Raw genomic sequence first — 26,501 nt, forward strand, 5'->3', positions numbered from 1 at the left:
CTAGGACGAGCCCCGCCGCACGAACGTCCACGACCGGACGATCTCGCGGGCGGGTGGCGGCTCCTCGGCCTGGAGGCGGTCGAAGAGCAGGCGTACGACGTCGGTGTAGTCGTGGCGCAGCGGGCCGACGGTGCTGAGCTGCGGGTTGCTGATGAGACCCTCGTCGATGTTGCCGACGCCGACGACGGCGACGTCTCCGGGCACGCTCAGCCCGAGGTCTCGCGCGGCCCAGATGGCGCTGATGGCGGCCCGGTCGGAGGCGGCGAAGATGGCGTCGGGCCGGTCGGGCGAGCCGAGCAGCTCGGTCGCCGTCTGGTACGCGGCCACCCGGTCGTCGGCGCCGCCGGTGATGATCCGTTCGGCGCTGCCGTGCCGGTCCATGGCCTGGAGGTAGCCGAGCAGCCGCCCTTCGGGCTGCTCGCGGTAGACCTCGTAGCGCTGGCCCATGAACGCGATGCGCCGCCGGCCGGTGTCGAGCAGGTGCCCGACGGCCTCGGCGCACGCCTCCACCTCGGGGGTGCGGACGACGTCGCAGCCTTCGAGCCCGCTCTCGTTGCTCATCACGACCATGGGCAGCCCGGTGGCGGCGAGCCCGCTGAGCAGGTCGCGCTCAAGGTGGTCGCCGGTGACGCGGATGAGGGCGCCGTCGGCGATGCCGCCGCGCAGCACCTCGACGGCCGCCTGGGCGCGGGCGGCGGAGTCGACGGAGAGCGTGACCACCGAGTAGCCGCGCGCGTCGGCCATCTCGTGCAGGTCCATCGCCAGCCGGGCGTCGGACGGCACGCCGCCGACCGTGCTCAGCACCAGGCAGACCCGCTGGGTACGGCGTTTGCGCAGGCTTCTGGCGGCCTGATTGGGGGTGTAGCCGAGCTGCCTGGCGGCGTCGAGCACCCGCTGCCTGGTCTCGGGGGCCACCGGTCGGTCGCGGCCGCTGAGCACGTAGGAGACGGTCGCCACGGACACGCCCGCCAGCTCGGCCACTTGTCGCGCTGTTGGTCTCATGTTAGTCGAATAACCTAGCATTCCCTACTGGGTTATGGGGATATAGAGGGCGTCACATCTCGGCTGATGGGGACGCATGGGGAAAGTCTTCACCAGTGAGGTTCCGCTTGCTGTTAAACGATTAACACCATATTTCGCGCTGGTCGCCCGTTCAAGGGGTGGAGCCAGCGTGGCGCGGCGGCATTCTTGATCACTCTCGGTTACCTTGCGAGAGGGATGGGGGGATCCGCAATGAATGGTTCGTATGGTCAGGTGTCTCGCAGGTTGTTCGTCACCGGCCTGTTCGCCACGGCGGCCACCGCCGCACTGCCGGTGGGCACAGGGGCCGCGCGCCCGCGTACGCAGGTGCTGCGGGCCAAGCCCGCGAAGGTCTCGATCGGCGCGCGCACCGTCTCCACCTGGACCTACGACGGCCGGCTCCCCGGCCCGCGCATCGAGGCCACGGCCGGCGGCGTCGTACGCGCCCGGCTGGTCAACGACCTGCCCGCGGCGACCACCGTGCACTGGCACGGCATCAGGCTCGACGCCCGCATGGACGGCGCCCCCGGCTACACGCAGAAACCGGTCCCGCCGGGCGGCACGTTCGACTACGCGTTCACCACCCCCGACCCCGGCACGTACTTCTACCACTCGCACGTCGGCATGCAGAACGACCGCGGCCTGTACGGAACGCTGATCGTGACCGACCCGCACGAGCCGCTCGGCTACGACCAGGAGTTCACGGTCGTGCTGGACGACTGGCTGGACGGCATGATCGGCACGCCCGACGACGCGCTGCGGCGGCTGAACGCCAGCACCGCGCACGACGACACGCTGCGCAGCGACCTGCTCGGCGGGGTCACGGCGGAGCTGCGCCACCCGTACTACCTGGTCAACGGCCGGGCGGCGGAGGCGCCCGAGGTGTTCGAGAGCAAGCCGGGGCGGCTCGTCCGGCTCCGGATCATCAACGCGGCGGCCGACACCGCGTTCCGGGTGGCGCTGGGCGGGCACCGCCTGGGGGTGACGCACACCGACGGGTTCCCGTGCGCGCCGCTCACCGTGGACACGATCCTCATCGGCATGGGCGAGCGCTACGACGTGCTCGTCCGGCTCGGTGACGGGGCGTTCCCGCTGGTGGCGGAGGCGGAGGGGAAGGGCGCGCGGGCGTTCGCGATCGTGCGCACGTCCAGGAAGGCCGGCGCGCCCCGCAGCGGCGTGCGGCTGAGCGAGTTGTCGGGGCGCCGGCTGACGTACGCCGACCTGAACGCCCGGCGGGCCGACCGGCTGCCGCGCCCGTCGAGGAGCGTCACCGTGACGCTCGGCATGCGCCCGTCGGGCAACGAGTGGACGATGAACGACCGCCTGGCCGCCGACCCGATGCGGCTGCGCGTGGAGCGGGGCGAGACGATCAGGATCGTGCTCGACAACCAGTCGCCCATGTGGCACCCGATGCACCTGCACGGCCACACCTTCCAGGTGCGGACGTCGTCGGGGCCGCAGGGGCCGCGCAAGGACACGGTGAACGTGCTGCCGCGCGAGCGCCTGAACATCGACGTGCACGCCGACAACCCGGGCGAGTGGATGTTCCACTGCCACAACCTGTACCACCAGGAGCAGGGCATGATGGGCACGCTCGGGTACGGCCCCGCGAAGCGGGCGATGAAGCACTGAGCCTGCGTCCGGTGTACGCAGGACGCGCACGCCGTACGCTAGGATGAGGGGCGGAAAGGAGCCCCTCATGCCGGCAGACGACAAGCAGATCCCCTCGGTGTGGGCCCGGCCGCGCCCCGACCGGCGGCAGCCGCTGCTCACCCGCGAGAGCATCGTGGCCGAAGCGGTGCGCCTGCTCGACGAGGAAGGCCTCGACAACCTCAGCATGCGCCGCCTCGGCAGCCGGCTCGGCGCCGGCGCCACCTCGCTCTACCGCCACGTGGCCAGCAAGGACGAGCTGCTGGAGCTGGCGCTCGACGCCGTCTACGAGGAGCTGCCCCTGCCCGACACGGGCGACTGGCGCACCACCGTGACCGAGGTGGCCCGCGCCATGCGCGCCACGATCCTGCGCCACCCGTGGCTGGCGGCCAAGCTCGGCGACGCGGGGCTGGCCTACCTGGGGCCGAACATGCTGCGGCAGAGCGAGTTCGTGCTCGGCGTCATGGAGGACGCCGGGTTCCCGCTGGCGGAGGCCGACCAGGCGGTGACCACGGTCATGGCGTACGTGGTGGGCATCTCGACCGGCGAGGCCGCGTGGCTGTCCACGGTGGCGCGCAGCGGGCTGAGCGAGCAGGAGCTGACCGAGAAGCTGTGGCCGGCCGCCGAGCAGGCGGTGCAGGACTACCCGCGCCTGCGCGCCCGCTACGCCCAGCAGCGCGACGGCGACACCTCGGGCGTCAACCAGGACACCTTCGAGTACGGGCTCCAGCGCGTCCTCGACGGCTTGCAGGCCCGCCTCGCCTGATCCCCCTCTCAGTCGGCCAGGCCGCCCTTGGCGACCATGCGGCCCACGCTCTCGCCGGCGGCCTGCTTGAACGCCGCCGCGACCAGGCCGCCGAGCCGGTCGCGGCCGGCCACCTCGGCGGCCCGCCGCCGGTCGGCCCTGGGCAGCGCCTTGGCGATGAGCCCGGCGGCGTGCGCCAGCGAGACGAGCGCCAGCGTGCGCGGATCCGGCTCGCCGCCGGCCTCCAGCGCGGCGAGCACCCGCCGGTGCAGCGCCGCGCGCGGCGCCGGGTCCACCTCCGGGTAGACCTCCTCCTTGAACAGCTTCAGGTACGTCCGCGTCTCGCGGGTGATCGCCCCGCGCTCCGCGAGCCGCGCCAGCAGCCGGGCCCGCCGCTCGGGCGTGTACATGGCGGGCCACCAGTCCTCGAACAGTGGCGCCTGCTCGCGCATGGAGAGCCGGTCGAGCGTCGGGTCGAGCTCGGCGTCGCCGGTGGGGGCGGGGGCGGGGGCGGTGACGTCGATCCGCCCGTCGCGTAATTGGATCCGGCCGCGCAGCATGAGGTCGGCGAGCACGCCCGCGCTGAGTGTCCAGTCAAGCAGCTCCAAGTTGACCAGCGGCTTGCCCTTGGGCGTGTGGGCGAGCAGGAGCAGTTCTTCGGCGATCAGCAGGTCCATGCCTTCCAGACTGGCGCATCGAGCCGCCCGCGGCGCTCTTGCGAGGCGGCCCCGGCCTGCGAAAGGATCTCGGATCGAACCCCCCGCCCCTTGCATGACGACTGGAGAGGCCTGTCGTGCGCACACAACAGAACATTGAGCAGTTCGGTTACCGGCAGGAGTTACGTCGCGGGGTCGGGCTGACCGACCTCGTGTTCTACGGCCTGGCGTTCATGGTGCCGATCGCCCCCTTCGCGATCTTCGGCACGGTCTATGCGCAGTCCGGCGGCATGCCGGCCCTGGCGTACCTCGTCGGGATGGTCGCGCTGCTGTTCACCGCCGCGTCGTACGCGCAGATGGTGAAGGCGTTCCCGCTGTCGGGCTCGGTCTACAACTACGCCGGGCGCGGCATCGCCCCGCCGGTCGGGTTCATGACCGGGTGGATGATCCTGCTGGACTACATCCTCGTCCCCTGCCTGCTCTATCTCGTGGCGGCCGTCGCCATGAACGCCAGCGTGCCGGACGTGCCCGTCTGGGCCTGGCTGGTCGTGTTCGTGGCCGTCAACACGGTGATCAACCTGCGCGGCATCAAGATGACGGTCAAGCTCACCCGCATCATGATCGTGTTCGAGCTGGTGGTGCTGGCGCTGTTCCTCCTCGTCGGCCTCTGGGCGCTGCTCCAGGGCAAGGGCAGCGGCTTCAGCCTCTCCCCGCTGTTCGACGCGGACCACTTCTCGTGGCCGGTGGTGTTCGCGGCGGTGTCGGTGGCCGTCCTGTCCTTCCTCGGCTTCGACGGGATCAGCATGCTGGTGGAGGAGTCCACCGGCGGCTCGGAGCAGGTGGGCCGGGCGATGCGGCTGGCGCTCGTGCTGGCCGGCGTGCTGTTCATCGTGCAGGTGTGGGTGGCCGCCCTGCTCGTGCCCGACCCGGGCGGGCTGCTGGCCCACCCCAGCGACACCGCCTTCTACGACGCGGCGGCCGTGGCGGGCGGCGAGTGGCTCAGGCACGTGACCTCGCTGGCCACCGCGCTGTCGTGGGGGCTGGCCAACACGATGGTCGCCCAGGTGGCGGTCTCGCGGCTGCTGTACGCGATGGCCCGCGACCGGCAGCTCCCGTCGTTCCTGGCCAAGGTGTCGGTCAGGCACTCGGTGCCGGCCAACGCCATCCTGCTCGTCTGCCTGCTGTCGGTGGGCGTCGGCGTCTGGATGTCCACCCGCAGTGACGGTGTCGCCCTGCTCTCCAGCCTGATCAACATCGGCGCCATGGTCGCGTTCATCGTCCTGCACGTGTCGGTGATCGTGCACTACTCGCTGCGCCACGGCTCGGGCCGATGGTGGCCGCACCTGCTCGCGCCGCTGATCGGCGCCGGGATCCTGGTGTTCGTGGTGATCAACGCGAACGTGCTCGCGCAGGTGCTCGGCCTGGTCTGGCTCGTCCTCGGCCTCCTGGTGCTGGCCACCTTGTACGTGCTCGGCCGCCCCCCGGCGCTGCAGGGCATGCCGGCCGGGCCGGATCGACTGAAGCGGAGCGTCCCCGACTGATGGACCGCCTGCCGCTGCACCACGACCTGTACCTGATCGGCCACGACCAGGCCGGCCGGCCGCTCATCCACGCGTCGTCGCTGGCGTTCGGGCTGGCCGGCGCCGCGCTGCTCGACCTGCTGCTGGCCGGCCGGCCCGCGCCGGCCGACCCGAGGGCGGAGCTCAAGCGGGCGGTGGCGGACGCCGTCTACGACCGTACCCGGGAGGAGCTGCTCGCCTCGGGGGTGCTCGTCCGGGTGAGCGGGCGGCGCATGGGCGTGCTCCCGTACACCCGCTACCAGCTCGCCGACATCGCCTCCGTCGTGCGGGCCTCCTCGGGGGTGCGCTCGGCGGTGGAGGGCTGGAAACCGCCGGACGCGCGCTGCGCGGGGCTGTGCGGGCTGGTCGCGGTGCTGCGGCTGGAGGCGGAGCTCTACCTGGACCAGCCGGCGAGCCGGCTGGTCGCCCGGCTGCGCGAGATCGCGGCGGCGGCGGGCCCGCCGGTGACCACGCTGGTGGAGATCGTGGACACGCTGGTCGCGGAGGCGGCGGTCGCCGTGTACCGGTAGGCGCGGTTTATGGGCGATTCATGGACGCTGCCCCTTGTGCGAGTTACGCTCCGCTGACCAACAGTCGGGGGACCCGGAACGGCTCGCATGGGGGGACTCCATGAGCTACACACTGTTACGCGGCAGCTTCGTGATCCGCTACCCGGACCTGCCCCGCCAGGGGCCGGAGCCCGACGGCGACACCGTCAAGTTCCTGCCCGACACTCCCGCTCTGGTCGAGGGCCTGCCGCGGCGCTCCGGCCGGCCGCCGAACATCAACCGCCGCGGCATCTCCGTACGCCTGGAGGCCATCGACGCGCTGGAGACGCACTTCGCGGAGACCCACCAGGAGCTCGAAGGGGCGAACGCGGCCCGCGACGAGCTGCTGCGCCTGCTCGGCTTCACGAACGTGCGCTTCTTCGAGGACCTGCCGAACAAGGTGCGCTCCGCCGACCAGGACTCCATCCGCGGCCACGTGCTCTCCAACGGCATCGACGGCAACGGCCGGCTGATCGCGTTCGTCTACGCCGGGGACCACCAGGGGGCCGACGGAACGCGCGTGTTCCTGGACGGGCCGCTGACCGACCGCTCCGCCAACGCGCACCTGCTGGCGGCCGGTCACGTCTACCCCGCCTTCTACGCCACGCTGCCCGCCGACCTGCGCACGCACCTGGCGGAGGTGTCACAGGCGGCCCGGCGCAAGGCGATCGGCATCTGGCCGCGCTCGACCGCCGACCCCAACGGCGCGGCGGAGGTGGAGAGCCTGGACGGGCTGGAGCGGCTGGTCATGTGGCCGAAGCTGTTCCGGCGCGTCGTGCCGTACCTGGCGGCGGGGTTCCCCGACTTCGGCGGCTTCGACGCCTGGCTGCGGGCGGACCCGGTCAACCGGGACGACCCGCTCTTCCTGATCCCCAAGCTCGAGCACGGCAACCTGCACGACGTGATCAAGGGGACGGGGCACCGGATCCAGCTCACGATGTGGCCGGAGGACTTCATCATCAGCCCGGACCCGGCGCCGCCCGCCGTCCGGTGAGGAACCCCTGACGGGCCGCCCGGGCAGGGCGGCCCGTCGTTTTTCGGGTGGAGTGAGAGCATTTGAGCAGCGATCGGTTCGGCCGCACGCCGTTTCCCCTATTCTCGTCCTGACCGGGAAAGCGCGGCACAATCCACAAGTCGGGCAAACGGCATTTTGCCCTCTTTTCTTGGGATATTCCGGGAGGGCGCCTTGGGAAACGAACCGGGTCCGAGCCCCCAGGACCGACCGGCCGCCTCTCCCGCGCGGCGGCGCGCCCCGGTGCTGATCAGCCTCGCCGTGGCCCTGCTCGCCTTCGCCGTGACCTGGTGGATCGTGACCGCGAACCCGTCGCGGCCGATCCAGCACGCCGGCGCCGGCCAGGGCGTGGCGCCCACCAGCCCGAAGACCCGCACGGAGCGCACTCCCAAGACGGCGGCCTCGGCCCGGCGCCAGGCCGAGGCGATCGAGGAACTGCTGTCGAACAGCAGGTCCGCCCGTGCCGGCCTCTCCGACGCGCTCGCCGCGGCCGGCCGGTGCGACCCGAAGGGGCTGGAGGCCGTCCGCGACATCACGGTCAGCCGCCGCGACCAGCTCGCCCTGGCCAAGGCGCTCGACGTGAGCGCGCTGAAGGGCGGCAGCCGGATCAAGGACGCCCTGGTCGACGCGCTGAACCTCTCCCACGACGCCGACATCGCGTTCCTGGCCTGGGCGGGGCGGCACGCGGAGGAGAACTGCGCGGGGCCGGTCGGGAGCGACCGCGACTACCGGCGGGGACTGGAGCGGTCGGAGGCGGCGCAGAAGGCGAAAACGCGTTTCGCGGCGGCGTGGCGGCCGATCGCGCAAACGTACGGGCTGACCGCGTGGAAGCCCGGGCAGATCTGATCTCCCGCCATTTCGCCGCCCCGCAATTTGTGGTTGAGTCGCGAAATAGCGGAATGCCGCTTGATCCGTCACGGGTCGCAGACGAGCGTCCCACCGGCGACACGAAGGAGGCACGCATGTTCATGCCGCGCTCTCTGTTCAGGCTGGCGGCCGGCGCGGCGGCGGGGTACCTGCTCGCCGTCCGCCCGTGGCACCTGCGCTGGGGTGCCGACGACCGCGAGGTGCACGCGGAGATGCCGGGCGACGACCTCGTCAGGCAGCCGCAGTACCAGGCCACCAGGGCGATCACGGTCGAGGCGCCCGCGGCCACCGTCTGGGCCTGGCTGGTGCGGCTCGGCGGCTACCAGCCCGACGCCGCGCCCCGCCCCGCGACGAGCGGGCACGAGGAGCCGCCAGGGCGGGAGCAGCAGGACCTCAAGGTCGGCGACGTGCTGGCGAGCGGGTCCGGCGGCTCCGGGTTCGTGGTGGAGCAGATCGACCCGCCGCACACGCTGGTGCTGATCATGCGGGGCGCCGACGCGACCACCACGTGCTCGGTCGCGCTGCGCGACCTGGAGGACGCCAGGACCCGGCTGATCTTCCGGGTGCGCATCCGGGCGGAGCCGGGCGTGCGCGGCACCACGTACCTCGCCACGATGGACATCGGCGACTTCCTCACGGTGCGGCGGCAGCTGCTGACGATCAAGGAGCGCGCCGAGTCCTCCCGCTGACGGCCCGCCGGCCACGACCGCCTTCACCGGGCGGTCGTGGTTGACGTGACGGCCTCCGCGCGCTTACGGTTCCGGCGTTCGGCGATATATATCGTCACATATCCGAAACTTTCGGAGGCGCGCCATGTTGCGAGGACTCGTCGCCATCAGCCTGCTCGGCTTACCCGCGCCGCACCCGGCCCAGCCCGTCGGCCCTCCGGCCATCACGGTGAACGAGCGCGTCCGCCACCAGGAGATCGACGGCTTCGGCATCTCCCAGGCGTTCCGGCGCAACGAGCTGCTCAAGGCCCTGCCGGCCGACAAGCAGCGCGAGGTCCTCGACCTGTGGTTCGACCGGAACAAGGGGGCCGGGCTGAGCATCCTGCGGCTCGGCATCGGCTCCTCCCCCACCGGCAGCCCGTACGACCACATGGTCTCCATCCAGCCCGACAACCCCGGCGGCCCCGACGCCCCGCCCAAGTACGTGTGGGACGGCGACGACAACAGCCAGGTGTGGGTGGCCAAGGAGGCCCAGCGGTACGGCGTCAAGCGTTTCTTCGCCGACGCCTGGAGCGCCCCCGGCTACATGAAGGACAACGGCGACGACAAGAACGGCGGCACGCTGCTGCCCGAGTGGCAGCGCGCGTACGCGAACTACCTGGTCGCCTACACGAAGTTCTACGCGAAGGAAGGCATCAGGATCACCGACCTCGGGTTCACCAACGAGCCCGACTGGACGGCCTCCTACGCCTCCATGCGCTTCACCCCGGAGCAGGCCGCCCAGTTCGTCAAGGTGCTGGGGCCGATCGCCAGGAACACGAAGCTGGTCTGCTGCGACTCGTTCGGCTGGAACGAGGCCAAGGCGTACACGGCGGCGATCGAGGCCGACCCCGAGGCCCGCCGCTGGGTGAAGACGCACACCGGCCACACCTACGCCAGCCCCGTCGACGCCCCGCTGCCGACGGCCAGGAAGAGCTGGATGTCGGAGTGGAACCCCAACGGCAGCACGTGGAACGAGGCGTGGGACGACGGCAGCGGCTACGACGGCTTCGCGATCGCGCAGGCCGTGCACGACGCGCTCACGCTGGGCGACGTCAGCGCCTACGTCTACTGGCTGGGCGGCTCGCGCGGCACGACCAGGGCGCTGCTGCAGCTCGACGACGTGAACAAGGAGTACCACGTGTCGAAGCGGCTGTGGGCGCTGGCCGCGTACAGCCGGTTCATCCGGCCGGGCGCGGTGCGGGTGGAGGCGAGCGCGGCCGATCCGGCGGTGAAAGTTTCAGCGTTCCGCAACGCGGACGGCTCGCGCGTGATCGTGGCGCTCAACACGGGCACCACGCCCGTCACGTGGCAGGGCGTCCACGGGCGGGCGACCGCGTACGTGACGGACAACGCCAACAACCTGACCCCGTCCGCCGTGACGGGCCGCACGGTGACGCTCCAGCCGCGCGCGCTCACGACCGTCGTGATCAGGTGAGATCTCGGGCCCGCGGCGGGAGGCGCAGCTCCCGCCGCGGGCCCGACCCCCACACCGGCGCGGGCTCAGCCCTTCGTCCCGGTGTGGGCGATGCCCTGGATGAACTGCCGCTGCAGGAAGACGAACACGGCGATCACCGGTAGCGAGGCGATCAGCGACCCGGCCATCAGCACGGGGTAGTCGGTCTGGTACTGCCCCTGGAGCGCGGCCAGGCCCGCCGACAGCGTCATCTTCTCCGGGTCGGTGTTGACCACCAGCGGCCAGAACAGGTCGTTCCACGCCCACAGCAGCGTGAGCACGGCCAGCGCGACCAGGCCGGGCCGGGCCAGCGGCAGCATGATCGACCAGTAGATCCGCCACGGCCCCGCGCCGTCGAGCCGGGCGGCCTCCTCGATCTCGCGCGGCAACCCCAGGAAGAACTGCCGCAGCAGGAACACCCCGAACGCGCTGAACAGCCCCGGCACGATGATCGCCTGGAGGCTGTTGAGCCAGCCGAGCGCGGACATGATCTGGTACTGCGGGATCACGAAGAGCTGCGGCGGCACCATGAGCACCGACAGGAACAGCCCGAACAGCAGGTTCCTGCCGGGGAAGCGCAGCCGGGCGAAGGCGTAGGCGGCCATCGAGCAGAACAGCACCTGCCCGGCCACCCGCCCCGCGGCCATGACGACGGTGTTGAGGAACTGCTCGCCGAATGGCAGCAGGTCGAAGACCTTCGCGTAGTTGTCCCAGCGGCCCTCGGGCAGGAACGTCGGCGGCACGGCGGTGGCGCTGCTCAGCGTCTTGAGCGAGGTGATGATCTGCCAGGCGAACGGCGCCACCATCAGCAGCGACGAGATGATCAGCACCGCGTGCAGGCCCAGCGGGCGACGCTCAGACATAGTGCACCCACCTGCGCTGGAGCCGGAACTGCAGGATCGTCAGCACCGCGATGAGCACGAGCAGCGCCATCACGATGGCGGCGGCGTAACCCCGGTCGTTGGTGACGAAGGCCCGCTCGTAGAAGAGCTGCACGACGGTCTGCAGCCGCGAGTACGCCGGGTTCGCCCGCGCCGCCTGCCCCGACCCGGTCATCACGAAGACCAGGTCGAACAGCTGCAGCGAGCCGATCACGGAGACGATCGAGATGAAGAACGCGGTCGGCGACAACATCGGCAGCGTGATCCTGAAGAACTGGCGGACGCGGCCGGCGCCGTCCATGGACGCGGCCTCGTACAGCTCCTTCGGGATGGCCTGCATGCCGGCCAGGAAGATGATCAGGTTGTAGCCGACGCTGCTCCAGACACCCACGACGATCAGCGCGTACAGGGCGGTGGCCGGGTCGGCGATCCAGTTGGGGCCGTCGATGCCGGCCAGCGCGAGCACCTGGTTGATCAGGCCGTAGTCGCCGTTGTAGAGCCAGCGCCACAACATCGCGACCGCGACCGGCATGGTCACCACCGGCAGGAAGAACGCGGTGCGGTACAGGGTCACGCCGCCGAGGCCCGGCCGGTTGAGCAGCGCGGCGAACACGATCGCGATCGGGATCCCGAGCAGGCCCAGCACGGTGTAGGTGAGCGTGTTGAGCACCGCCCGGCCCACCTCGGGATCGCCGAACAGGCGGGCGTAGTTCTCCAAACCCGTCCAGGTGTGGCCGCCGAACGCGCCCCACTCGGTGAAGGAGAAGTAGGCGGTCTGCAGGACGGGCCACAGGTAGAAGATCGCCAGGCCGAGCCCCGTGGGGGCGATGAACGCGTACCCCCACAGGGCCTCGGTCCACGGCTTGCGGCTCGCCGCGTGTTTTCTTCCGGTCATTCCTTGGCCAGCAGGTCGTTCATCGCCGCCGCGAGGTCGGCCGCCGCCTTCTCGACCGGCACCTCGCCCGTCCACGCCTTGGTGAGGTGCGTGAGCTCGGCCTCCTGCCAGGCGGCGGTGTTCTTGGAGACCGGGTACGGCACCGCGTACGCGACCGAGTCGAGGAACGTCTGCAGCTTCCACTCCGGGTGGGCCTTCACCCAGTCCTGCTGGGTGCCGTTGTACGCCGGGATCGGGCCCTTCTTGCCCAGAATCTCGGCGGCCTTCTTGGAGCCGAGGAACTTGACGAATGCCCACGCCTGCGCCGGGTGCTCGGTCTTGGCCGACACGACGTTGGCGACGCCGTGGATGATCGTGGCCTGCTTCTCGCCCTTCGGCAGCGGGGCGACGTCCACCTTGTCCTTGGTGTAGTCGTTCTTGCCGAACTCGGCCACGTTCCAGGAGCCGCCCCAGTACATCGCCAGCTTGCCGGCCTCGAAGAGCTGCAGCGGGGTGGTGTCGGTCATGGTCTTGAGGTCGGGCGACTGCTTGGCGGCGATGAGGTCGGTCCAGAACTTCAGGCCGGCGATCGTCTTCGGGTCGGCGTAGCCGGACTGCTTGCCGTCGGGGGAGATCACGTAGCCGCCGGCCTGGTAGATCGTGTTGTACTGGTACTCCTGGAAGCTCGTGAGCTGGGCGCCGACGGCGTACACGCCCTTCTTCGCGTCGGTGAGCCTGGCGGCGGCCTCCTTGAAGTCGGCCCAGGTCCAGTCGTCGGCCGGATACTTCACCTTCGCGGCGTCGAAGAGCGTCTTGTTGTACCAGACGCCGACCGTGTCCATGTCCTTCGGCAGGCCGTACAGCTTGCCCTCGTAGGTGTAGAGGTCCACCAGCGGCTTGGGGTAGACCGAGGTGTCGACCTGCTCCTCGATCGGCCTGATCACGCCGTTGGAGGCGTAGAGCTGGAAGTTGGGGCCGTTCATCCAGAAGACGTCGGGCGCCGCGCCGCCGCTGACCGCGGCCTTCATCTTCGTCCAGTAGTCGACCCACGGGGTGAGCTGGACGTCCACGGTGATGCTCGGGTAGGTCTTGGTGAACTCCGCGGCCAGCTCCTGCATGACCGCCTGCTGGGTGGCGTCCCAGACGCCGTAGGACAGCTTCACCCTCTCCTCGGGCTGCGTGTCCGTGCCGGCCTGCTCACCGCCGCCGCAGGCGGAGGCGAGCAGTGCCGCGCAGAGGAGGGCCGCACCGCTCCGTGCCGACTTCCACATCTCCCGGTCCTCTCCTAGAACGTGGGAGTAATGATGGAGTCCAGGAAAATTGTTGGCAAGAGTGGCCGTGTTACAGAACCCTCACGGGCGGCTCACAAGAGGGGTCCGCCCATCCAGGAGACGGTCCTCGACGTCGTCGAGCGCCAGGCGCACGGCGCCCAGCACCACGGCCTCGTCGCCGAGCGCCGACATGCGCACCTCCGGCGTGCGGATGCACCAGCGGTCCAGCTCCCGCTTGAGCGGCTCGATGAGCACGTCGGCCGAGCGCGAGAAGCCGCCGCCGACCACGACCATCTGCGGGTCCAGCGTCAGGACCAGCGCGGACGCGCCCAGCGCGAGGTCCTTCACGTACTTGCGCACCGCCGCCAGCGCCGCCTTGTCGCCCTCCCGCGCGGCGGCGAAGACGTCCCCCGCCTCCCCACCCAGGTGCTCCTGGGCGCGGATCCAGCCGAGCACGGGCAGCGCGCCGATCTCGCCCGAGGCGTTGCCGAAGCCCCGGTGCAGCTTGCCGTCGATGACCAGGCCCGCCCCGGTACGCAGGCCGGCCAGCAGGAACACCATGTCCTTGGCGTACCGGGCCACGCCGCGCCAGCACTCGGCCAGGGCGGCGAGCTTGCTGTCGTTCTCGACCAGCACGGGGGCCGGGGCGAGGCGGCGTACGTGCGCGGCCAGGTCCACGCCCGTCCACTCGGGCAGCGCCTCCGACAGCATCACCTTGCCGCCGCCGTCGACCAGCCCCGTCGTGCCGACCCCGGACGCCCACACGTCCGCGCCCGCCAGCCCGGCGCCCTCCAGCGCCTCCTCGACCGCCCGGTCCACCGCCTCCAGGCGTTCGAGCCGGCCCATCTCGGGGGTGACCGGCACGCGGGCGGTGTGCTGCACGTTCCCGTCGAGGTCGGCGACCACCGCGCGGATCTTGTGCCCGCCGATGTCGACGCCGAGCACCCGGCCCGCGTCGGCCCTGAACCGGTAGCGCCTGGCCGGGCGGCCCACCCCGCCCGCCGTGGCGCCCGCCTCCGCCACCCAGCCCTTCCGCAGCAGCTCGCGCACCACGTCCTCGGTCGAGGCGCGCGACAGGCCCGTGCGCTTGGCGACCTCCGTGAGCGTGAGCGACGGCTGGCCCTTCAGCACCCTGATCACGGCCAGCGCGTTGAGCTGCCGGAGCCGCGACAGGTCACCGCCGCTCATCTCCGCGGCCATCGGCCCCCCTTGCTGTCCGCTTTCTCAGCCCGAATAATGATGGTCTCCATGATATTTCTTCGGGGAAGGTTCCATGACTGAGGTGACTCTAGCCGTCGTCGGCGGGGGCCTGCGAGGGCTGACGTACGCGCGCCGCGCCCACGCCACCGGCGCGGGCCGGGTGGTGGCGGTGGCCGAACCCGACCCAGGGCGGCGGGCGGCGTTCGCGGCCGAGTTCGGGATCCGGCCCGAGCGGGCGTACGACGACTGGAAGGCGCTCGCCGCCGCCGGGCGGCTCGCGGCCGCCGCCGTCATCGCCACCCACGACCGGCTGCACACCGACCCCGCGGTGACGCTGGCGGACCTCGGTTACCACATTCTCCTGGAGAAGCCGATGGCGACGGACGAGGAGGAATCCGTCATGATCGCCGACGCCGCCCAGCGCAACGGCATCATGCTCGCCGTCTGCCACGTGCTGCGGTACACGCCCTACACGCGGGTCGTGAAGGAACTGCTGGACTCCGGGCGGATCGGGCGGCTCGTCAGCGTCCAGCACCTCGAATCGGTGGGCTGGTGGCACCAGGCGCACTCCTTCGTGCGCGGGCACTGGCGCCGCCAGGACACCTCCGCCCCCATGCTGCTCGCCAAGGCGTGCCACGACATCGACTGGCTCGTCCACCTGTTCGGCCGGCCGCCCGTGCGGGTCTCGTCGTTCGGCTCGCTGTCCCACTTCCGCGCCTCGGAACGCCCCGCCGAAGCCGCCGACCGCTGCCTCGACTGCCCACTCGAACCCACCTGCCCGTACTCGGCGCCCCGCCTCTACCTCGGCTGCCTCGGCGACCCCGACAGCGAGTTCTGGCCCCTGTCGGCGGTCACGCCCGGCCGCACGGAGGAGGCGGTGCTGGAGGCGCTGCGCACCGGCCCCTACGGGCGGTGCGTGTACGCCTGCGACAACGACGTCGTCGACCACCAGGAAGTCGTGATGGAGTTCGACGACGGGGCCACCTGCTCGTTCACCATGAGCGCGTTCACCCCGCTGGAGCACCGCCGCACCCGCCTGTTCGGCACCCACGGCCACATCGACGGCGACGGGCTCAGCCTGCGCGTCGTCGACTTCCGCACCGGCACCGAGGAGACCCTCCACACCCAGGACCTCACGGGGCCCTCGGCGGCGGACGGGCACGGGGGCGGCGACGAAGGGCTCACCGACGCCTTCCTCGCCGCCGTCGCCACGGGGGACGCGTCGCTGCTGCGCTCGTCCGCGACCGAAAGCCTGATGACGCACCGCGTCGTCTGGGCCGCCGAACGCGCCCGCCACACCGCCTCCGTCGTCACCCTCTAGACCCCACGACCCGGCGTTGCCGTAGGATCAGGCGACTTCGTGGAAGTGGTAGCGCTGTGGACATCCGGGTACTCGGCCCGCTGGAGATCGCCGGCGGTGACGGCCGGCCGCGCGGGATCGGCTCGCTGAAGCTGCGGACGCTGGTGAGCGCGCTGGTGCTGGCCGAGGGCCGGCCGGTGGCACCGGCCGTGCTGATCGACCGGCTGTGGGGCGACGAACCGCCGGCCGAGGCCCAGGCCTCCTTGCACTCGTACGTGTCCCACCTGCGCCGCCTGCTCGAACCCGGACGCCCGGCCGGGGCGCGCAGCCGGCTGCTCACGTTCGGGCCGGTCGGCTACACGCTGGCGATCGACCAGGAGCAGGTGGACGCGGCCCGCTTCCTGCGGCTGGCCGGGCAGGCCGAGCACGCCTCCGAGCCCGCCGAGGTCGAACGGCTCGCGGGCGAGGCGCTGGCGCTGTGGCGCGGCGAGCCGTACCAGGACCTGGACGACCAGGCGTACGTGGCCGCCGTCAGGGCGCGACTCACCGAGGCCAGGGAACGGGCCCGCGAGCTGCGCGTGAGCGCGGTCATCCGGCAGCACCGCCACGCCGAGGCGCTGGGCGAGCTGGAGGCGCTGACGCACGAGCACCCGCTGCGCGAGCGCCTGTGGGCGCTGCGCGCGCTGGCGCTCTACCGGAGCGGGCGGCAGGGCGAGGCGCTGGAGGCGCTGCGCACCGCGCGCCGGATCCTGGCCGAGGAGCTGGGTGTGGATCCGGGCGAGGAACTGCGCGCGCTGGAACGCGACATTCTGGGCCAGTCCCCCGCACTGCTGCCCGACCCGCCCCCGTCGCCGCTCGGCCAGTCCCCGCGCCGCCGGCCGACCGGTCCCCGTCGCCGCTCGGCCAGTCCCCCGCGCCGCCGGCCGACCGGTCCCCGGCACCGCTCGGGCAGTCCCCGGTGCCGCCGGCCGACCGGTCCCCGGCACCCCTCGGGCAGTCTCCGGCGCCTGCTGGGCACGCTCCGGTGCCGCTCGGCCAGTCTCACGTGCCGCTTGGGCAGGATCCGGTGCCGCCTGGCCAGTCCCCCATGCGGCCTCGCCGGCCGCTCGCAGCGGATGGGGCGGGCGAGCGGGGGATGGCGGGGCGGCGGGAGGAGCTGGCCGCGCTGGACGGGCTGCTCGAAGCGGCCGCGGCCGGGCGGCCGGGGTTCGCGCTGATCACCGGGGAGCCGGGCATCGGCAAGACCCGGCTGGCCGACGAGCTGGCGGGCCTGGCCCTGGCCAGAGGCTTCACGGTCGCGGTGGGGCGGTGCGCGGCGACGGAGGGCGCGCCGGCGTTCTGGCCGTGGGCGATGGTGCTGGAACGGCTGGCCGACGCGCTGCCGCCGCTGCCCGCCGACGTGCGCGCGAACCTGCCGGGCGTCGGCTCCGCCACGGAGAACGACCCCGAAGGTGCCCGCTTCCGCACGTACGAGGCGGCGGCGCGGGCCCTGACCGCCGGGCGGGAGCCGCTGCTGGTGATCCTCGACGACCTGCACTGGGCGGACCGGTCCTCGTTGCGGCTGCTCGGCTACCTGGCCGAGAACGTCCGGGAGGGCGGGCTGGTCGTGGTGGGCACGGCCCGCGACCTCCCGCCGCCGGAGGGCACGCTGGCCGAGGCGTTCGAGGCGTTGTCGCGCCGCCAGGCCGTGCGGCTGCCCCTGTCCGGCCTGTCGGCGTCCGACCTGGCCGAGCTTGCCCCGGCGGGCACCGACGTGCGGGCACTGCGCGACCGGACGAACGGCAACCCGTTCTTCGTCACGGAGCTGCTGCGCTTCATGGACGCCGGCCCGCGCGGCGGCGCGGCGTTGCCGCTGGGCGTGCGGGATGTCGTGCTCGGCCGGGTGGGCCGGCTGCCGGAGCCGTCCGGCGAGCTGCTGCGGGTGGCGGCGGTGGCCGGGCGGGAGTTCGACGTCGCGATCGTGGCCGAGGCCGCCGGGCTGAGCCTGGACGCGGCACTGGACCGGCTGGAGCCCGCCATGGCCGCCGGCCTGGTCGCGGAAGGGCGGCCCGGGCGGTTCCTGTTCGTGCACGCGCTGGTGCAGGAGGCGCTGACCGAGGTGGTGCCGGTGCTGCGGCGCGCCCGGCTGCACGCCGCCGTGGCCGCCGCGATCGAGTCACGCGCCGACGGCTCCCCCGCCGGCCGGCTGGCCGCCGCCGCGCACCACTGGTTCGGGGCGATCCCGGCCGGCCACGTCGCGCGGGCCTGGCGGGCGGCGTGGCGGGCGGCCGGCGAGGCCAGCCTCCTCCGCGCGTACGACGCCGCCGTCGAGCTGCTCGAACGCGCCGTGCGGGTGGCCGGCGACGACCCGGCGTCGAGCCCGGGCGAGCGGATGGACCTGCTGCTCGCGCTGGCGGAGGCCAGGTTCGGGGCGGGCGACTCGGCGGGGCAGGAGGCCGAGCTGGCGCGGGTCCGCCGCCTGGCCAAGCAGGCCGGCGACCGGCGGCGCTGGATCGAGGCCGCGACCGGCTACGGCGGCCGGATCCTGCAGCCCTGGAAGGTCTACGGCCACTACGACGCCGAGCTGACGGCCGACCTGCTGGAGCTGGCCGCCGACGACACGCTGGAGCGCGCGGCCCGCGCGCGGGTGCTGGCCTGCCTGGCGCTCCAGACGTACTACGAGCCGGGACGGGAGCCGGCGCAGCGGGAGCGGTGGAGCGCCGAGGCGGCGCGGCTGGCCCGCCAGGAGAACGACGCCACGCTGCTCGGCCGGGTGCTGTTCGCCCGCTTCTACGCGCTGCTCGACCCCGAATCGGTGCACCACCGGCTGGAGGCGGGCGAGGAGATGGCCCGTACGGGGCTGGAGGCCGGCGACGACGAGCTGCGCACGATCGGGCTCGTCTGCCAGGGCGGCACGCTGCTGGAGCTGTGCCGGGTCCGGGAGGCCCTCGACGTGCTGGCCGAGGCGGAGCGGCTGGTCGGCCGGACGCACATGCCGTACCTGCGCATCATCCTGGGCTGGCTGCGGCTCGGCGTCGTCATCCATCAGGGCGATCTGGAGGCGGCCGAGTCGCTGCTCGCGGCCACCGCCGCCGAGCAGCGTGCCACCTCCATGTGGGGCGTCGAGTCGACCACGGCCGGCGCCGAGTACCAGGTCGCGCTCATGCGGCTGCGCCAGGGGACCGCCGGGGCGGCGCGGCCCCCGCAGGACGTCTCGCACGAGCTGCTCGACCGGTTCAACCTCGACGCGTACGCCCACTACCTGGTCGTCATGGGCCGGCTGGAGGAGGCGCGGCGGGTGCTCGGGCCGTGGGAGCGGCAGTCCCCGATCCCTCGGACGTTCGTCTACCTGTTCTGGCTGGTCGTCCGCTGCGAGGTGTGGGCGGTGCTGGGCGACCGGCGGGCCTGCGCCGACCTGTACGAGGAGGCGTCCCCGTACGCCGGCCGGATGGGCATGTCCGGGCTGAGCATGCTGATGTGGCCGGTCAGCCGGTCGCTGGCGCAACTCGCCGAGGCCCTGGGCGACACCGAGGCGGCGCGGCGGCACGCCCGGCACGCCGAGGCCGTGGAACGCGAGCTCGTTCAGCCCCACAGCGCGGCCATCCGCCTGCGGTAGCGGCCCTCCGTCAGGGTGTGCAGCAGCAGCATCGGCGCCGGCGCGTTGCCGCGCACGTGAGCCTCGGCCGCGGCCGGCAGCTCACTGGTGATCCACCCGACGAGCCGGACGAGGTTGCGCAGCCCGTACTGCTTCATCAGCGCCTTGTGCATCTCCGCGTCCTCATGCGGCGTGATGTGGGCCATCATCAGCGGGATGCCCTCGGTCTCCTCGTGCGCGAGATGCGCGCCGAGGGTGTCGGCCAGCGCGCGCAGGGCGGTGACCAGCCGCTCGCGGCCCTGCTCGGACGGGTGCGCGTCGAACGCCGCGAACGCGTCCGTGCTCTCGCGGATCCAGCGGTCGCAGGCCTCGTGCTCCGCCTCCAGGGCGTCGATCGTGCCGGCCGACCCCGGCGCCCGCTCCCGCAGCCTGGGCCAGATCGTCTCGTCCTCGGCGGTGTGGTGGTGGTGCAGGACGTACAGCACCCAGGCGTGGTGCTCACGCAGGGCGGCGATGCGGCGGCGCTCGCCGAGCGGGACGCGGGCGGTCGTGGTGAGCAGGTGGCCGAGGTCGCGGCGGAAGCCGTAGTGCGCCAGGTACATGTTGCTCATGTCGAGCGGCCCGGGTGCGGCGGCGGCCTGGCCCGGCAGCATGAGCTGCGGCACGTCCGGGTGTGCGGCGGTCCACATGGGGTGACTCCTTGTCCTCGTTGGTCGGGTCACGTCATCGTGGCCGCCCGCCCTTGACCGATCCTGGAAGATCGTCTTCAAGAACGCCTCAAGAACCCGCCGCCCCTCCTGGAGACCACCCTCAAGGACACCTCAAGAGCCGGAGGCCACCCTCAAGGACGGCTCAGGGGGCCGCCGTCACCATGGCGGCCATGACGCCTCTCCTTCCCACGGCGGCGACGTTCCGCAGTGCCGTGGTCTGCGCCTACACCTCGCTCACGCGGGACGAGCGGCCCATCACCTGGCCCGTCACCCCGTACACCGGGCACCGCACACACGCGACCACCGGGCGCAGCACGTTACGGGGTCGGGCGGGCGGTGGTGAGGAGGGTGAGGGCGGCGTCGCGGGCCAGCCGGGCCGCGTACGGTGTGCCCGGGTGCTGGTCCGCCACGACGGTGCAGCCGGTCACCAGGACGAGCCACTGCCGGGCCAGCGCGCCGGGATCGGGCACGCCCGCGCGATCGGCGATGGAGGTGAGGAGGGCGAGGCGCCGTTCGAGGTGGCGGCCGGCCACGTCGAGCTCGGGCCCGCCGTGGTGCTGGGCGCCGGCGTTGAGGAGGGCGCAGCCGCGGAAGCCGGGCTCGGCGTGCCATCCTGACAGGGCGTCGAAGACGGCGGCGAGCTGGTCGGCCGGGTCGTCGCCGGCCGCTTCGACGGCCTCGCGCAGCCACCGGGTCACCCGTTCGCTGCGGGCTTCGAGCACCGCTTCGATGAGCCCCTCCTTGGAGCCGAAGTGCCGGTAGAGCGTTTCCTTGGAGACGCCGACGGCGGTGCACAGCTCGGCCACGCCCACCCCGTCGAGCCCGCGCTCGTACAGGATCGGCATGGCCGTGTCGATGATCGCGGCCCGGGTGCGGTCGGGGTCGAGGGTGCTTCCCTTCGGTACAGGCACCCCTAGATGGTACTCATCGGTTCGATCCCTGCTATCGTACCGATCGGTTCGATCTGAGGAGGAACATCGTGCGAGCCGCTACCCCCGCCGTGACGTTCGAGAGCGGCGGCGTGACCCTCGCGGGGCTGCTGCACCTGCCGGCCGGCCCGGGCCCGCATCCCGTCGTGCTGCTCCTGCAGGGCTTCCCCGGCAACGAGCGCAGCCTGGACCTGGCGCAGGCGCTGCGCTCGGCCGGTTACGCCGCCGTGGCCTTCCACTACCGCGGCTCCTGGGGCATGGAGGGCACCTGGTCCTGGGCGAACGTCCTGGAGGACGCCGCCACCGTGGCCCGCGCGGTGCGCGCCGAGCCGTTCGCGGCCCGCTACCGGCTCGATCCGGGCCGGCTGGCGCTGTTCGGGCACAGCGCGGGCGGGTTCGCCGCGCTGATGACCGCCGCCGCCGACCCGTCCATCCCCGCCGTCGTGTCGGTGTCGGCCTTCGACTTCGGTACGGTGGCCGCCTCCCTCGACGCGCGGACCCGCGCCGCCTACGTCGAGGACTGGGACGGCGAACTGCTGCCCCTGCGCGGCACCAGCGGCGAGGCGCTGGTGGCGGAGATGGAGCGGGCGGGCGAGGCGTGGCGCCTGGCAGGCCTGGCGCCACGGCTGGCGGGCCGGCCGGTCCTGCTGATCGGAACGTCGGAGGACGCCGTGACACCGGCGGCCGTGCACCACCGGCCGCTGGTGACGGCGTACTCAGGAGCGTTGCTCGACCATCACGAGTGGGCCACCGACCACGCCCTGTCCGATCACCGGCAGCGGCTCATCGAGACGGTGCGCGGCTTCCTCGACGGCCACCTGTGACGGAGCTCAGCCCCACACCTCCTCGGCCGTCTCGACGATCAGCCGGAGCTTGGCGAACTGCTGCTCCTCCGTCAGCTCGTTGCCCTCGACGGTGGAGGAGAAGCCGCACTGCGGCGACAGGCAGAGCTGGTCGAGGTCGACGAACTTGGCCGCCTCATCGATGCGCCGCTTGAGCGCGTCCTTCGACTCCAGCTCGCCCCGCTTGGTGGTGACGAGCCCGAGCACGACCATCTTGCCGGGCGGCACGAACCGCAGCGGCTCGAAGCCGCCGGACCGCTCGTCGTCGAACTCCAGGAAGAAGCCGTCCACGTTCAGCTCGTTGAACAGCGCTTCCGCGACGAAGTCGTAGCCGCCGGAGGCGACCCAGGAGGAGCGGAAGTTCCCGCGGCACATGTGGGTGGTGATCGTCATGCCGGCCGGCTTGGCGGCGAGGGCGGCGTTGATCTGCTTGATGTAGCGCAGGTGCAGGTGCTCGGCGTCGTCGCCGCGCTCGGCCAGCTCGGCCCGCTGCGACGGGTCGTTGAGGTAGGCGAGGCTGGTGTCGTCGAACTGCAGGTAGGTGCAGCCGAGCGCGCCGATCCTGCGCACCTGCTCGGCGTAGGCGGCGCTGAGGTCGCGCCAGAACTCCTCGACGTCCGGGTACACGCCGGGGTCGATGGAGGCGGGACCGCCCCGGTAGTGCACCATGCTGGGCGACGGGATGGTCAGCTTGGGCACCACGCCCTCGCCGACGGTGTCACGCAGGAAGGCGAAGTCGTCGGCGAAGATGGGCTCGCTGAGCCGGATCCGGTCGTGCACGCGCAGCGCCGCGGGGGTGAACTCGATGTCGCCCTGCTGGTTGTGGAAGCGGACGGTGATCTGCTCGTCGGCGGCCTGGCCGATGCCGTCGAGCCGGTAGATGAAGTCCATGTGCCAGGAGGCGCGGCGGAACTCGCCGTCGGTGGCGCTGCGCAGCCCGGCGTCGCGCTGTTTGCGCACCACGTCCCTGATGGCCGCGTCCTCGGCCTCGCGCAGCGCGTCGCCGGTCAGTGTCTCGCGGGCGCGCAGCAGCTCGGCCGGGCGGAGCAGGCTGCCGACGTGGTCGGCGCGGAAGGGCGGTGTGGTACGCGTCGTCATGGTCATCCTCCATAGAGCTTTCTCAGCGGGGCCTTGAGGAGCTTGCCCGCCGCGTTCTTAGGCAGTTCAGGCACGAATTCCAGATATTTCGGGACTTTGTAGCGGGCCAGGCGGCCGTCCAGGTGCTTCAGCAGGTCGTCGGGCGAGGCCGTCGCGCCGGGGCGGAGCACCACCAGGGCCTTGCCCACCTCGCCCCACTTCTCGTCCGGCACGCCGATCACCGCGCACTCGGCGACCGCGGCGTGCTCGTACAGGGCGCTCTCCACCTCGGCGGGATAGATGTTCTCGCCGCCAGAGATGATCATGTCCTTGACGCGGTCGGAGATGCGCACGTACCCGTCCTCGTCGGCGACGCCGATGTCCCCCGAGCGGAACCAGCCGTCGGCCGACAGCACCTCGGCGCTCTCCTCCGGTCGCCGCCAGTAGCCGGGCATCACGTTCGGGCCCTGCACGTACAGCTCGCCCGGCTCGCCGGGCGCGGCGGGCGAGCCGTCGGGCGCGACGAGCCGCACGTCGGAGAAGAAGCACGGCACCCCGGCCGAGCCGGCCTTGTCGCGCGAGCGGTCCGCGCCGAGGAACAGCGCGCCGGGCGCGGTCTCCGTCATGCCGTACCCCTGCATGAACGCCAGCCCGCGCTCCAGGTACGTCTGGATCAGCGGCTGCGGCACCGGCGCCCCGCCGCACAGCAGGTGCCGCAGGCTCGACAGGTCGGCGCCCGCCCAGCGCGGCGAGGCGGCGAGGAACTGGAACATCGTCGGCACCCCGGCGATCAGCGTCACCCGCTCGGCCTCGATCAGGTCGAACGCGCGCTCCACGTCGAACGACGGCTCCAGGATGGCCCGCCCGCCCTTGAGCACGGTCGGGAGCAGCGCCTGCCCCAGCGCCGCGATGTGGAACAGCGGCGCCCCGATCAGCGCCACCTCGTCGTGCGCCAGCGGCACGTCCACGAGCAGGTTGACCGTGTTCCAGGTGAGGTTGGCGTGGGTGAGCATGGCGCCCTTGGGCCGGCCCGTGGTGCCCGACGTGTACATGATCAGGCACACGTCGTCCTGGCTCACGGGCTCGTCGATCGGCTCGGGCGAGCCCGAGGCGAGCAGCGCCTCGTAGTCGGCGGCCCGCAGGTGGCGCCCGGCAGCCCCTCGCCGTCCCGCTCCTCGCCGAGCACGAGCAGCGCCGGGTCGGCGTCCTCCAGGATGAAGCGCAGCTCCGGCCCGGCCAGCCGGGTGTTGAGCGGCACGAACACGGCGCCGAGCAGCCCGGCCGCGAACAGCGTCTCCACCATCGCGGGCTGGTTGGCCCCGAGGAAGGCGACCCGCTCGCCGCGCCGCACGTCGAGCGCGGAGGCCAGCCTGTTCACGCGTTCGCGCAGGTCACGATAGGTGTAGTGGTGATCCTTGTACGACAGCGCGACCGCGTCGGGCGTCATGCGTGCCCTGCGCGCCGGCCACGAGCCAATCCCCTGATTACGCATTCGGCGACTCCCGGGACCCAAGTTAGGCCACTATGCGATTGCTGTCACCGTTCTGCCCAACTTTCGTCGGGAACGGTGTCGAGCAGCCCCGCCACGATCCTGGCCGCCTCCGGCCTGAACCGCTCGTGCAGCGTATGACAGACCCGCTGCGCCTTCTCGGCGGGCCAGTCGTGCGGCAGGTAGCGCAGCGGCAGCCGCGGGTCGGTCCTGATGATCTGCAGCCAGCCGGTGAGCAGCATCAGCGAGCGCGCCAGGTCGTCGGGCGCCTCGGGCGCAGGGTCGGCCCGGTCCCAGCGGCGCAGGAACGACCGGTAGCGCTCGCCGAGGCCGGCCAGGTCGTACGCCTCCCCGACGAGCGTCTGCATGTCGGTGGGCCGGCGCGGCTCGGCGGCGAACACCTTCACGCCCGCGCCCAGGTCCTCGAGCACCCCGGTGGCGTCCACCTCGCCAGGAGCGATCCACAGGCCGTTCTGCAACGGCCCGAACCCGGCCCAGACCAGCCGCGAGCGCAGCTCGTGCCGCTGCCGCTGCCACGACTCGGGCAGCGAGAAGCCGATCAGCGTCCACCTGTCCTCGTCGGCGTCGTTGACCACGCCGCTGTGCCAGATGCGCCGCTCGCCGTCCCTTAACACCTCGTCGCTGGTCGGGGTGAGGCCGAAGTACATGCGCCGGCCCGAGCGCTGGCGCCGCAGCAGCCCGCGCCGCACCATCCGGGTCAGCGTCGAGCGGGTGGCCTCCTCCGAGATGCCCACCTTGCCGAACGCCTCGATGAAGCTCTGCGAGGAGACGCAGATCCCGCGACCGTGTACGTGGTCTCCGAGGAAGGTGAGAATCACCGATTGAGGCCGCATAACAGCTTGTCTCCGGAAATTAGGCACTCTATTGACAGCCGTAATGTACCTGCCTACTTTTGGGGCCACCCGGCCCAGGAGGTCCTGATGCGCAGGTTTCTTCCGTCCCTGGTCTGCCTGTCCTTAGTGGTGACGGCGTGCGGCAGCGGGGGCGGGTCCGGCAACACCCCGCAAGACCCCGTCAAGGTGGGCCTCATCGTCTCCCTGACCGGCAACTACACGCCGCTCGGCAGCGAGGACAAGAAGGCCGTGGAGCTGGCCGTCGAGCAGGTCAACGCGCAGGGCGGCCTGCTGGGCCGCAAGGTGGAGCTGGTCACGCGCGACGACAAGACCGCCCCCGACCAGGGCATCGTGGCCTACAACCAGATCAAGGGCGAGATCGACGCGCTGATCGGGCCGGTGTTCTCCAACTCGGCGCTGGCCGTCGAGCCGCTCGCGCAACGCGACAAGATGCCGTACCTGTCGCTGGCCCCGGCGCAGGAGCAGGTCGAGCCGATCAAGTCGTACATCTTCGTCACCCCCGCCCTGTCCAGCATGTACGCCGAGCGCTACCTCCAGTACATCCAGGCCAAGGGCATCAAGACGATCGCCGTGGCCTGGGACTCCAAGAGCGCGTACTCGGTCTCCGGCCACAAGTCCATGGTCGCGCTGGCCCCCAAGTACGGCGTCACGATCGCCGTGGACGAGCCGTACGAGACCACCACCTCCGACTTCAGCCCCATGTTCACGCACGTGCGCGACTCCAAGGCCGAGGCGCTGGTCTTCTGGGGCTCCGGCGCGCCGGGCGTGACGGCCGCCAAGCAGTACGTGGCCTCCGGGCTCAAGACGCCGCTGTTCCTGACCGCGTCGCAGGCCAGCAAGCTGTGGCTGGAGCCGATGGGCGCCCAGGCCGAGGGCATGACCGTGCAGAGCGCGATCGGCGTCGTCGGCGACCACCTGCCCGCCGGCAAGCAGAAGCAGGTCATCGACCAGATGGCCGGGCCGTACAAGCAGAAGCACGGCTACCCGCCGCCGCAGTTCGCCCAGGACGGCTACAGCGCCTCGCTGCTGCTGTTCGAGGCGATCAGGAAGGCGGGCAGCACCGACAAGACCAAGGTGCAGCAGGCACTGGAGACCATGGACCTGATCACCCCGAACGGCCGCTTCCGCTACTCCCCCACCGACCACTCCGGGCTGTCCCCCGAGTTCATCTCGGTCAACACGGTGAAGAACGGGCAGTTCGTCCCCACCGAATGGGCCAAGGAGCAGCTCACCAAGACCGTCAACGCGCAGGGGTAGGA

At 72.0% G+C, this 26,501-nt stretch carries 25 protein-coding genes; 13 read left to right on the top strand and 12 right to left on the bottom strand.

What is annotated here, in order from left to right:
- Window positions 1–1,002, bottom strand: coding sequence for a LacI family DNA-binding transcriptional regulator (locus KIS93_RS46650; RefSeq protein WP_080041724.1), 1,002 nt, complete (start codon window positions 1,000–1,002; stop codon window positions 1–3).
- 252 nt (window positions 1,003–1,254) lie between these two features.
- Between KIS93_RS46650 and KIS93_RS46655 the strand changes: the two genes are divergently transcribed.
- Together KIS93_RS46655 and KIS93_RS46660 are read left to right on the top strand one after the other, a co-directional pair.
- The gene (locus tag KIS93_RS46655) at window positions 1,255–2,652 is read left to right on the top strand and encodes a multicopper oxidase family protein (protein WP_230465468.1); all 1,398 of its coding nucleotides are present in this window, start codon (window positions 1,255–1,257) and stop codon (window positions 2,650–2,652) included.
- Between the two features lie 67 nt (window positions 2,653–2,719).
- Complete coding sequence (locus tag KIS93_RS46660; protein ID WP_080041726.1) at window positions 2,720–3,436, top strand: TetR/AcrR family transcriptional regulator; 717 nt, start codon at window positions 2,720–2,722, stop codon at window positions 3,434–3,436.
- A gap of 8 nt (window positions 3,437–3,444) precedes the next feature.
- Here the strand turns inward: KIS93_RS46660 and KIS93_RS46665 are convergent, their stop codons facing one another.
- Entirely contained in the window at window positions 3,445–4,092 is a 648-nt protein-coding gene (locus KIS93_RS46665; protein WP_186404826.1) for a GOLPH3/VPS74 family protein, read from the bottom strand.
- A gap of 116 nt (window positions 4,093–4,208) precedes the next feature.
- Here KIS93_RS46665 and KIS93_RS46670 point away from each other — a divergent pair, with 116 nt between their 5' ends.
- From KIS93_RS46670 to KIS93_RS46695, 6 genes are all read left to right on the top strand, one after another.
- Window positions 4,209–5,612 carry an APC family permease gene (locus KIS93_RS46670; RefSeq protein ID WP_186404827.1) on the top strand — a complete coding sequence of 468 codons (1,404 nt, stop codon included), beginning with the start codon at window positions 4,209–4,211 and terminating at the stop codon, window positions 5,610–5,612.
- Window positions 5,612–6,160, top strand: coding sequence for a GPP34 family phosphoprotein (locus KIS93_RS46675; protein ID WP_080041729.1), 549 nt, complete (start codon window positions 5,612–5,614; stop codon window positions 6,158–6,160). Before KIS93_RS46670 ends, KIS93_RS46675 begins: the two co-directional genes overlap by 1 nt.
- A gap of 100 nt (window positions 6,161–6,260) precedes the next feature.
- Complete coding sequence (locus KIS93_RS46680; protein WP_186404828.1) at window positions 6,261–7,172, top strand: thermonuclease family protein; 912 nt, start codon at window positions 6,261–6,263, stop codon at window positions 7,170–7,172.
- Window positions 7,173–7,364: 192 nt separating this feature from the next.
- Complete coding sequence (locus KIS93_RS46685) at window positions 7,365–8,036, top strand: hypothetical protein (RefSeq protein WP_155128324.1); 672 nt, start codon at window positions 7,365–7,367, stop codon at window positions 8,034–8,036.
- A 122-nt stretch (window positions 8,037–8,158) separates the two neighbouring features.
- Window positions 8,159–8,746, top strand: coding sequence for an SRPBCC family protein (locus tag KIS93_RS46690; protein WP_155128326.1), 588 nt, complete (start codon window positions 8,159–8,161; stop codon window positions 8,744–8,746).
- A gap of 124 nt (window positions 8,747–8,870) precedes the next feature.
- The gene (locus KIS93_RS46695) at window positions 8,871–10,202 is read left to right on the top strand and encodes a glycoside hydrolase family 30 protein (RefSeq protein WP_080041732.1); all 1,332 of its coding nucleotides are present in this window, start codon (window positions 8,871–8,873) and stop codon (window positions 10,200–10,202) included.
- Between the two features lie 65 nt (window positions 10,203–10,267).
- Here KIS93_RS46695 and KIS93_RS46700 read toward each other — a convergent pair whose 3' ends face one another.
- The 4 genes from KIS93_RS46700 to KIS93_RS46715 form a co-directional block, all read right to left on the bottom strand.
- The gene (locus tag KIS93_RS46700; protein WP_080041733.1) at window positions 10,268–11,083 is read right to left on the bottom strand and encodes a carbohydrate ABC transporter permease; all 816 of its coding nucleotides are present in this window, start codon (window positions 11,081–11,083) and stop codon (window positions 10,268–10,270) included.
- Window positions 11,076–11,996 carry a carbohydrate ABC transporter permease gene (locus tag KIS93_RS46705; RefSeq protein WP_155128328.1) on the bottom strand — a complete coding sequence of 307 codons (921 nt, stop codon included), beginning with the start codon at window positions 11,994–11,996 and terminating at the stop codon, window positions 11,076–11,078. The genes KIS93_RS46700 and KIS93_RS46705 overlap by 8 nt, the downstream gene beginning before the upstream one ends.
- On the bottom strand, window positions 11,993–13,246 hold the full coding sequence (locus KIS93_RS46710) for an ABC transporter substrate-binding protein (RefSeq protein WP_080041734.1): 1,254 nt from the start codon (window positions 13,244–13,246) through the stop codon (window positions 11,993–11,995). The genes KIS93_RS46705 and KIS93_RS46710 overlap by 4 nt, the downstream gene beginning before the upstream one ends.
- Window positions 13,247–13,327: 81 nt before the next feature.
- Window positions 13,328–14,446 (bottom strand): ROK family transcriptional regulator, encoded by a 1,119-nt coding sequence (locus KIS93_RS46715; protein ID WP_080041735.1) that lies wholly within the window; start codon window positions 14,444–14,446, stop codon window positions 13,328–13,330.
- 73 nt (window positions 14,447–14,519) lie between these two features.
- Here KIS93_RS46715 and KIS93_RS46720 point away from each other — a divergent pair, with 73 nt between their 5' ends.
- Genes KIS93_RS46720 through KIS93_RS46730 form a run of 3 tightly spaced genes read left to right on the top strand, consistent with a single transcriptional unit; the run spans window position 14,520 to window position 19,341 of the window.
- Window positions 14,520–15,767, top strand: coding sequence for a Gfo/Idh/MocA family protein (locus KIS93_RS46720; protein WP_080041736.1), 1,248 nt, complete (start codon window positions 14,520–14,522; stop codon window positions 15,765–15,767).
- A gap of 56 nt (window positions 15,768–15,823) precedes the next feature.
- Window positions 15,824–16,963 carry an AfsR/SARP family transcriptional regulator gene (locus tag KIS93_RS46725; protein ID WP_186404829.1) on the top strand — a complete coding sequence of 380 codons (1,140 nt, stop codon included), beginning with the start codon at window positions 15,824–15,826 and terminating at the stop codon, window positions 16,961–16,963.
- The gene (locus KIS93_RS46730) at window positions 16,882–19,341 is read left to right on the top strand and encodes an ATP-binding protein (protein ID WP_186404830.1); all 2,460 of its coding nucleotides are present in this window, start codon (window positions 16,882–16,884) and stop codon (window positions 19,339–19,341) included. The genes KIS93_RS46725 and KIS93_RS46730 overlap by 82 nt, the downstream gene beginning before the upstream one ends.
- Here the strand turns inward: KIS93_RS46730 and KIS93_RS46735 are convergent.
- The gene (locus tag KIS93_RS46735; protein WP_080041738.1) at window positions 19,308–20,009 is read right to left on the bottom strand and encodes a hemerythrin domain-containing protein; all 702 of its coding nucleotides are present in this window, start codon (window positions 20,007–20,009) and stop codon (window positions 19,308–19,310) included. The genes KIS93_RS46730 and KIS93_RS46735 overlap by 34 nt on opposite strands.
- A 338-nt stretch (window positions 20,010–20,347) precedes the next feature.
- Window positions 20,348–20,941, bottom strand: coding sequence for a TetR/AcrR family transcriptional regulator (locus KIS93_RS46740; RefSeq protein ID WP_080041739.1), 594 nt, complete (start codon window positions 20,939–20,941; stop codon window positions 20,348–20,350).
- Window positions 20,942–21,009: 68 nt separating this feature from the next.
- Here KIS93_RS46740 and KIS93_RS46745 point away from each other — a divergent pair, with 68 nt between their 5' ends.
- Window positions 21,010–21,783, top strand: a complete 774-nt coding sequence (locus KIS93_RS46745; RefSeq protein ID WP_230465469.1) for an alpha/beta hydrolase family protein — start codon at window positions 21,010–21,012, stop codon at window positions 21,781–21,783.
- 6 nt (window positions 21,784–21,789) lie between these two features.
- Here KIS93_RS46745 and KIS93_RS46750 read toward each other — a convergent pair whose 3' ends face one another.
- The 4 genes from KIS93_RS46750 to KIS93_RS46760 all read right to left on the bottom strand — a co-directional run bounded on the left by KIS93_RS46750 (window position 21,790) and on the right by KIS93_RS46760 (window position 25,206).
- The gene (locus KIS93_RS46750; protein WP_080041741.1) at window positions 21,790–22,899 is read right to left on the bottom strand and encodes a 5-methyltetrahydropteroyltriglutamate--homocysteine S-methyltransferase; all 1,110 of its coding nucleotides are present in this window, start codon (window positions 22,897–22,899) and stop codon (window positions 21,790–21,792) included.
- A 2-nt stretch (window positions 22,900–22,901) separates the two neighbouring features.
- A complete protein-coding gene (locus KIS93_RS46755; protein WP_246005468.1) occupies window positions 22,902–23,957 on the bottom strand; it encodes an acyl-CoA synthetase in 1,056 nt (351 codons plus the stop codon).
- Window positions 23,954–24,325, bottom strand: coding sequence for an AMP-binding protein (locus tag KIS93_RS66390; protein WP_246005469.1), 372 nt, complete (start codon window positions 24,323–24,325; stop codon window positions 23,954–23,956). Before KIS93_RS66390 ends, KIS93_RS46755 begins: the two co-directional genes overlap by 4 nt.
- Before the next feature lie 89 nt (window positions 24,326–24,414).
- Window positions 24,415–25,206: a PaaX family transcriptional regulator gene (locus KIS93_RS46760; protein ID WP_230465471.1), complete on the bottom strand. Its 792-nt coding sequence runs from the start codon at window positions 25,204–25,206 to the stop codon at window positions 24,415–24,417.
- Between the two features lie 102 nt (window positions 25,207–25,308).
- On the opposite strand from KIS93_RS46760, the gene KIS93_RS46765 reads away from it, so the two are divergent.
- On the top strand, window positions 25,309–26,499 hold the full coding sequence (locus KIS93_RS46765) for an ABC transporter substrate-binding protein (RefSeq protein WP_080041744.1): 1,191 nt from the start codon (window positions 25,309–25,311) through the stop codon (window positions 26,497–26,499).
- The last annotated feature ends 2 nt before the right edge of the window (window positions 26,500–26,501 follow it).

The sequence above is a fragment of the [Actinomadura] parvosata subsp. kistnae genome, from assembly GCF_900323885.1.
GTDB classification, from domain to species: domain Bacteria; phylum Actinomycetota; class Actinomycetes; order Streptosporangiales; family Streptosporangiaceae; genus Nonomuraea; species Nonomuraea composti.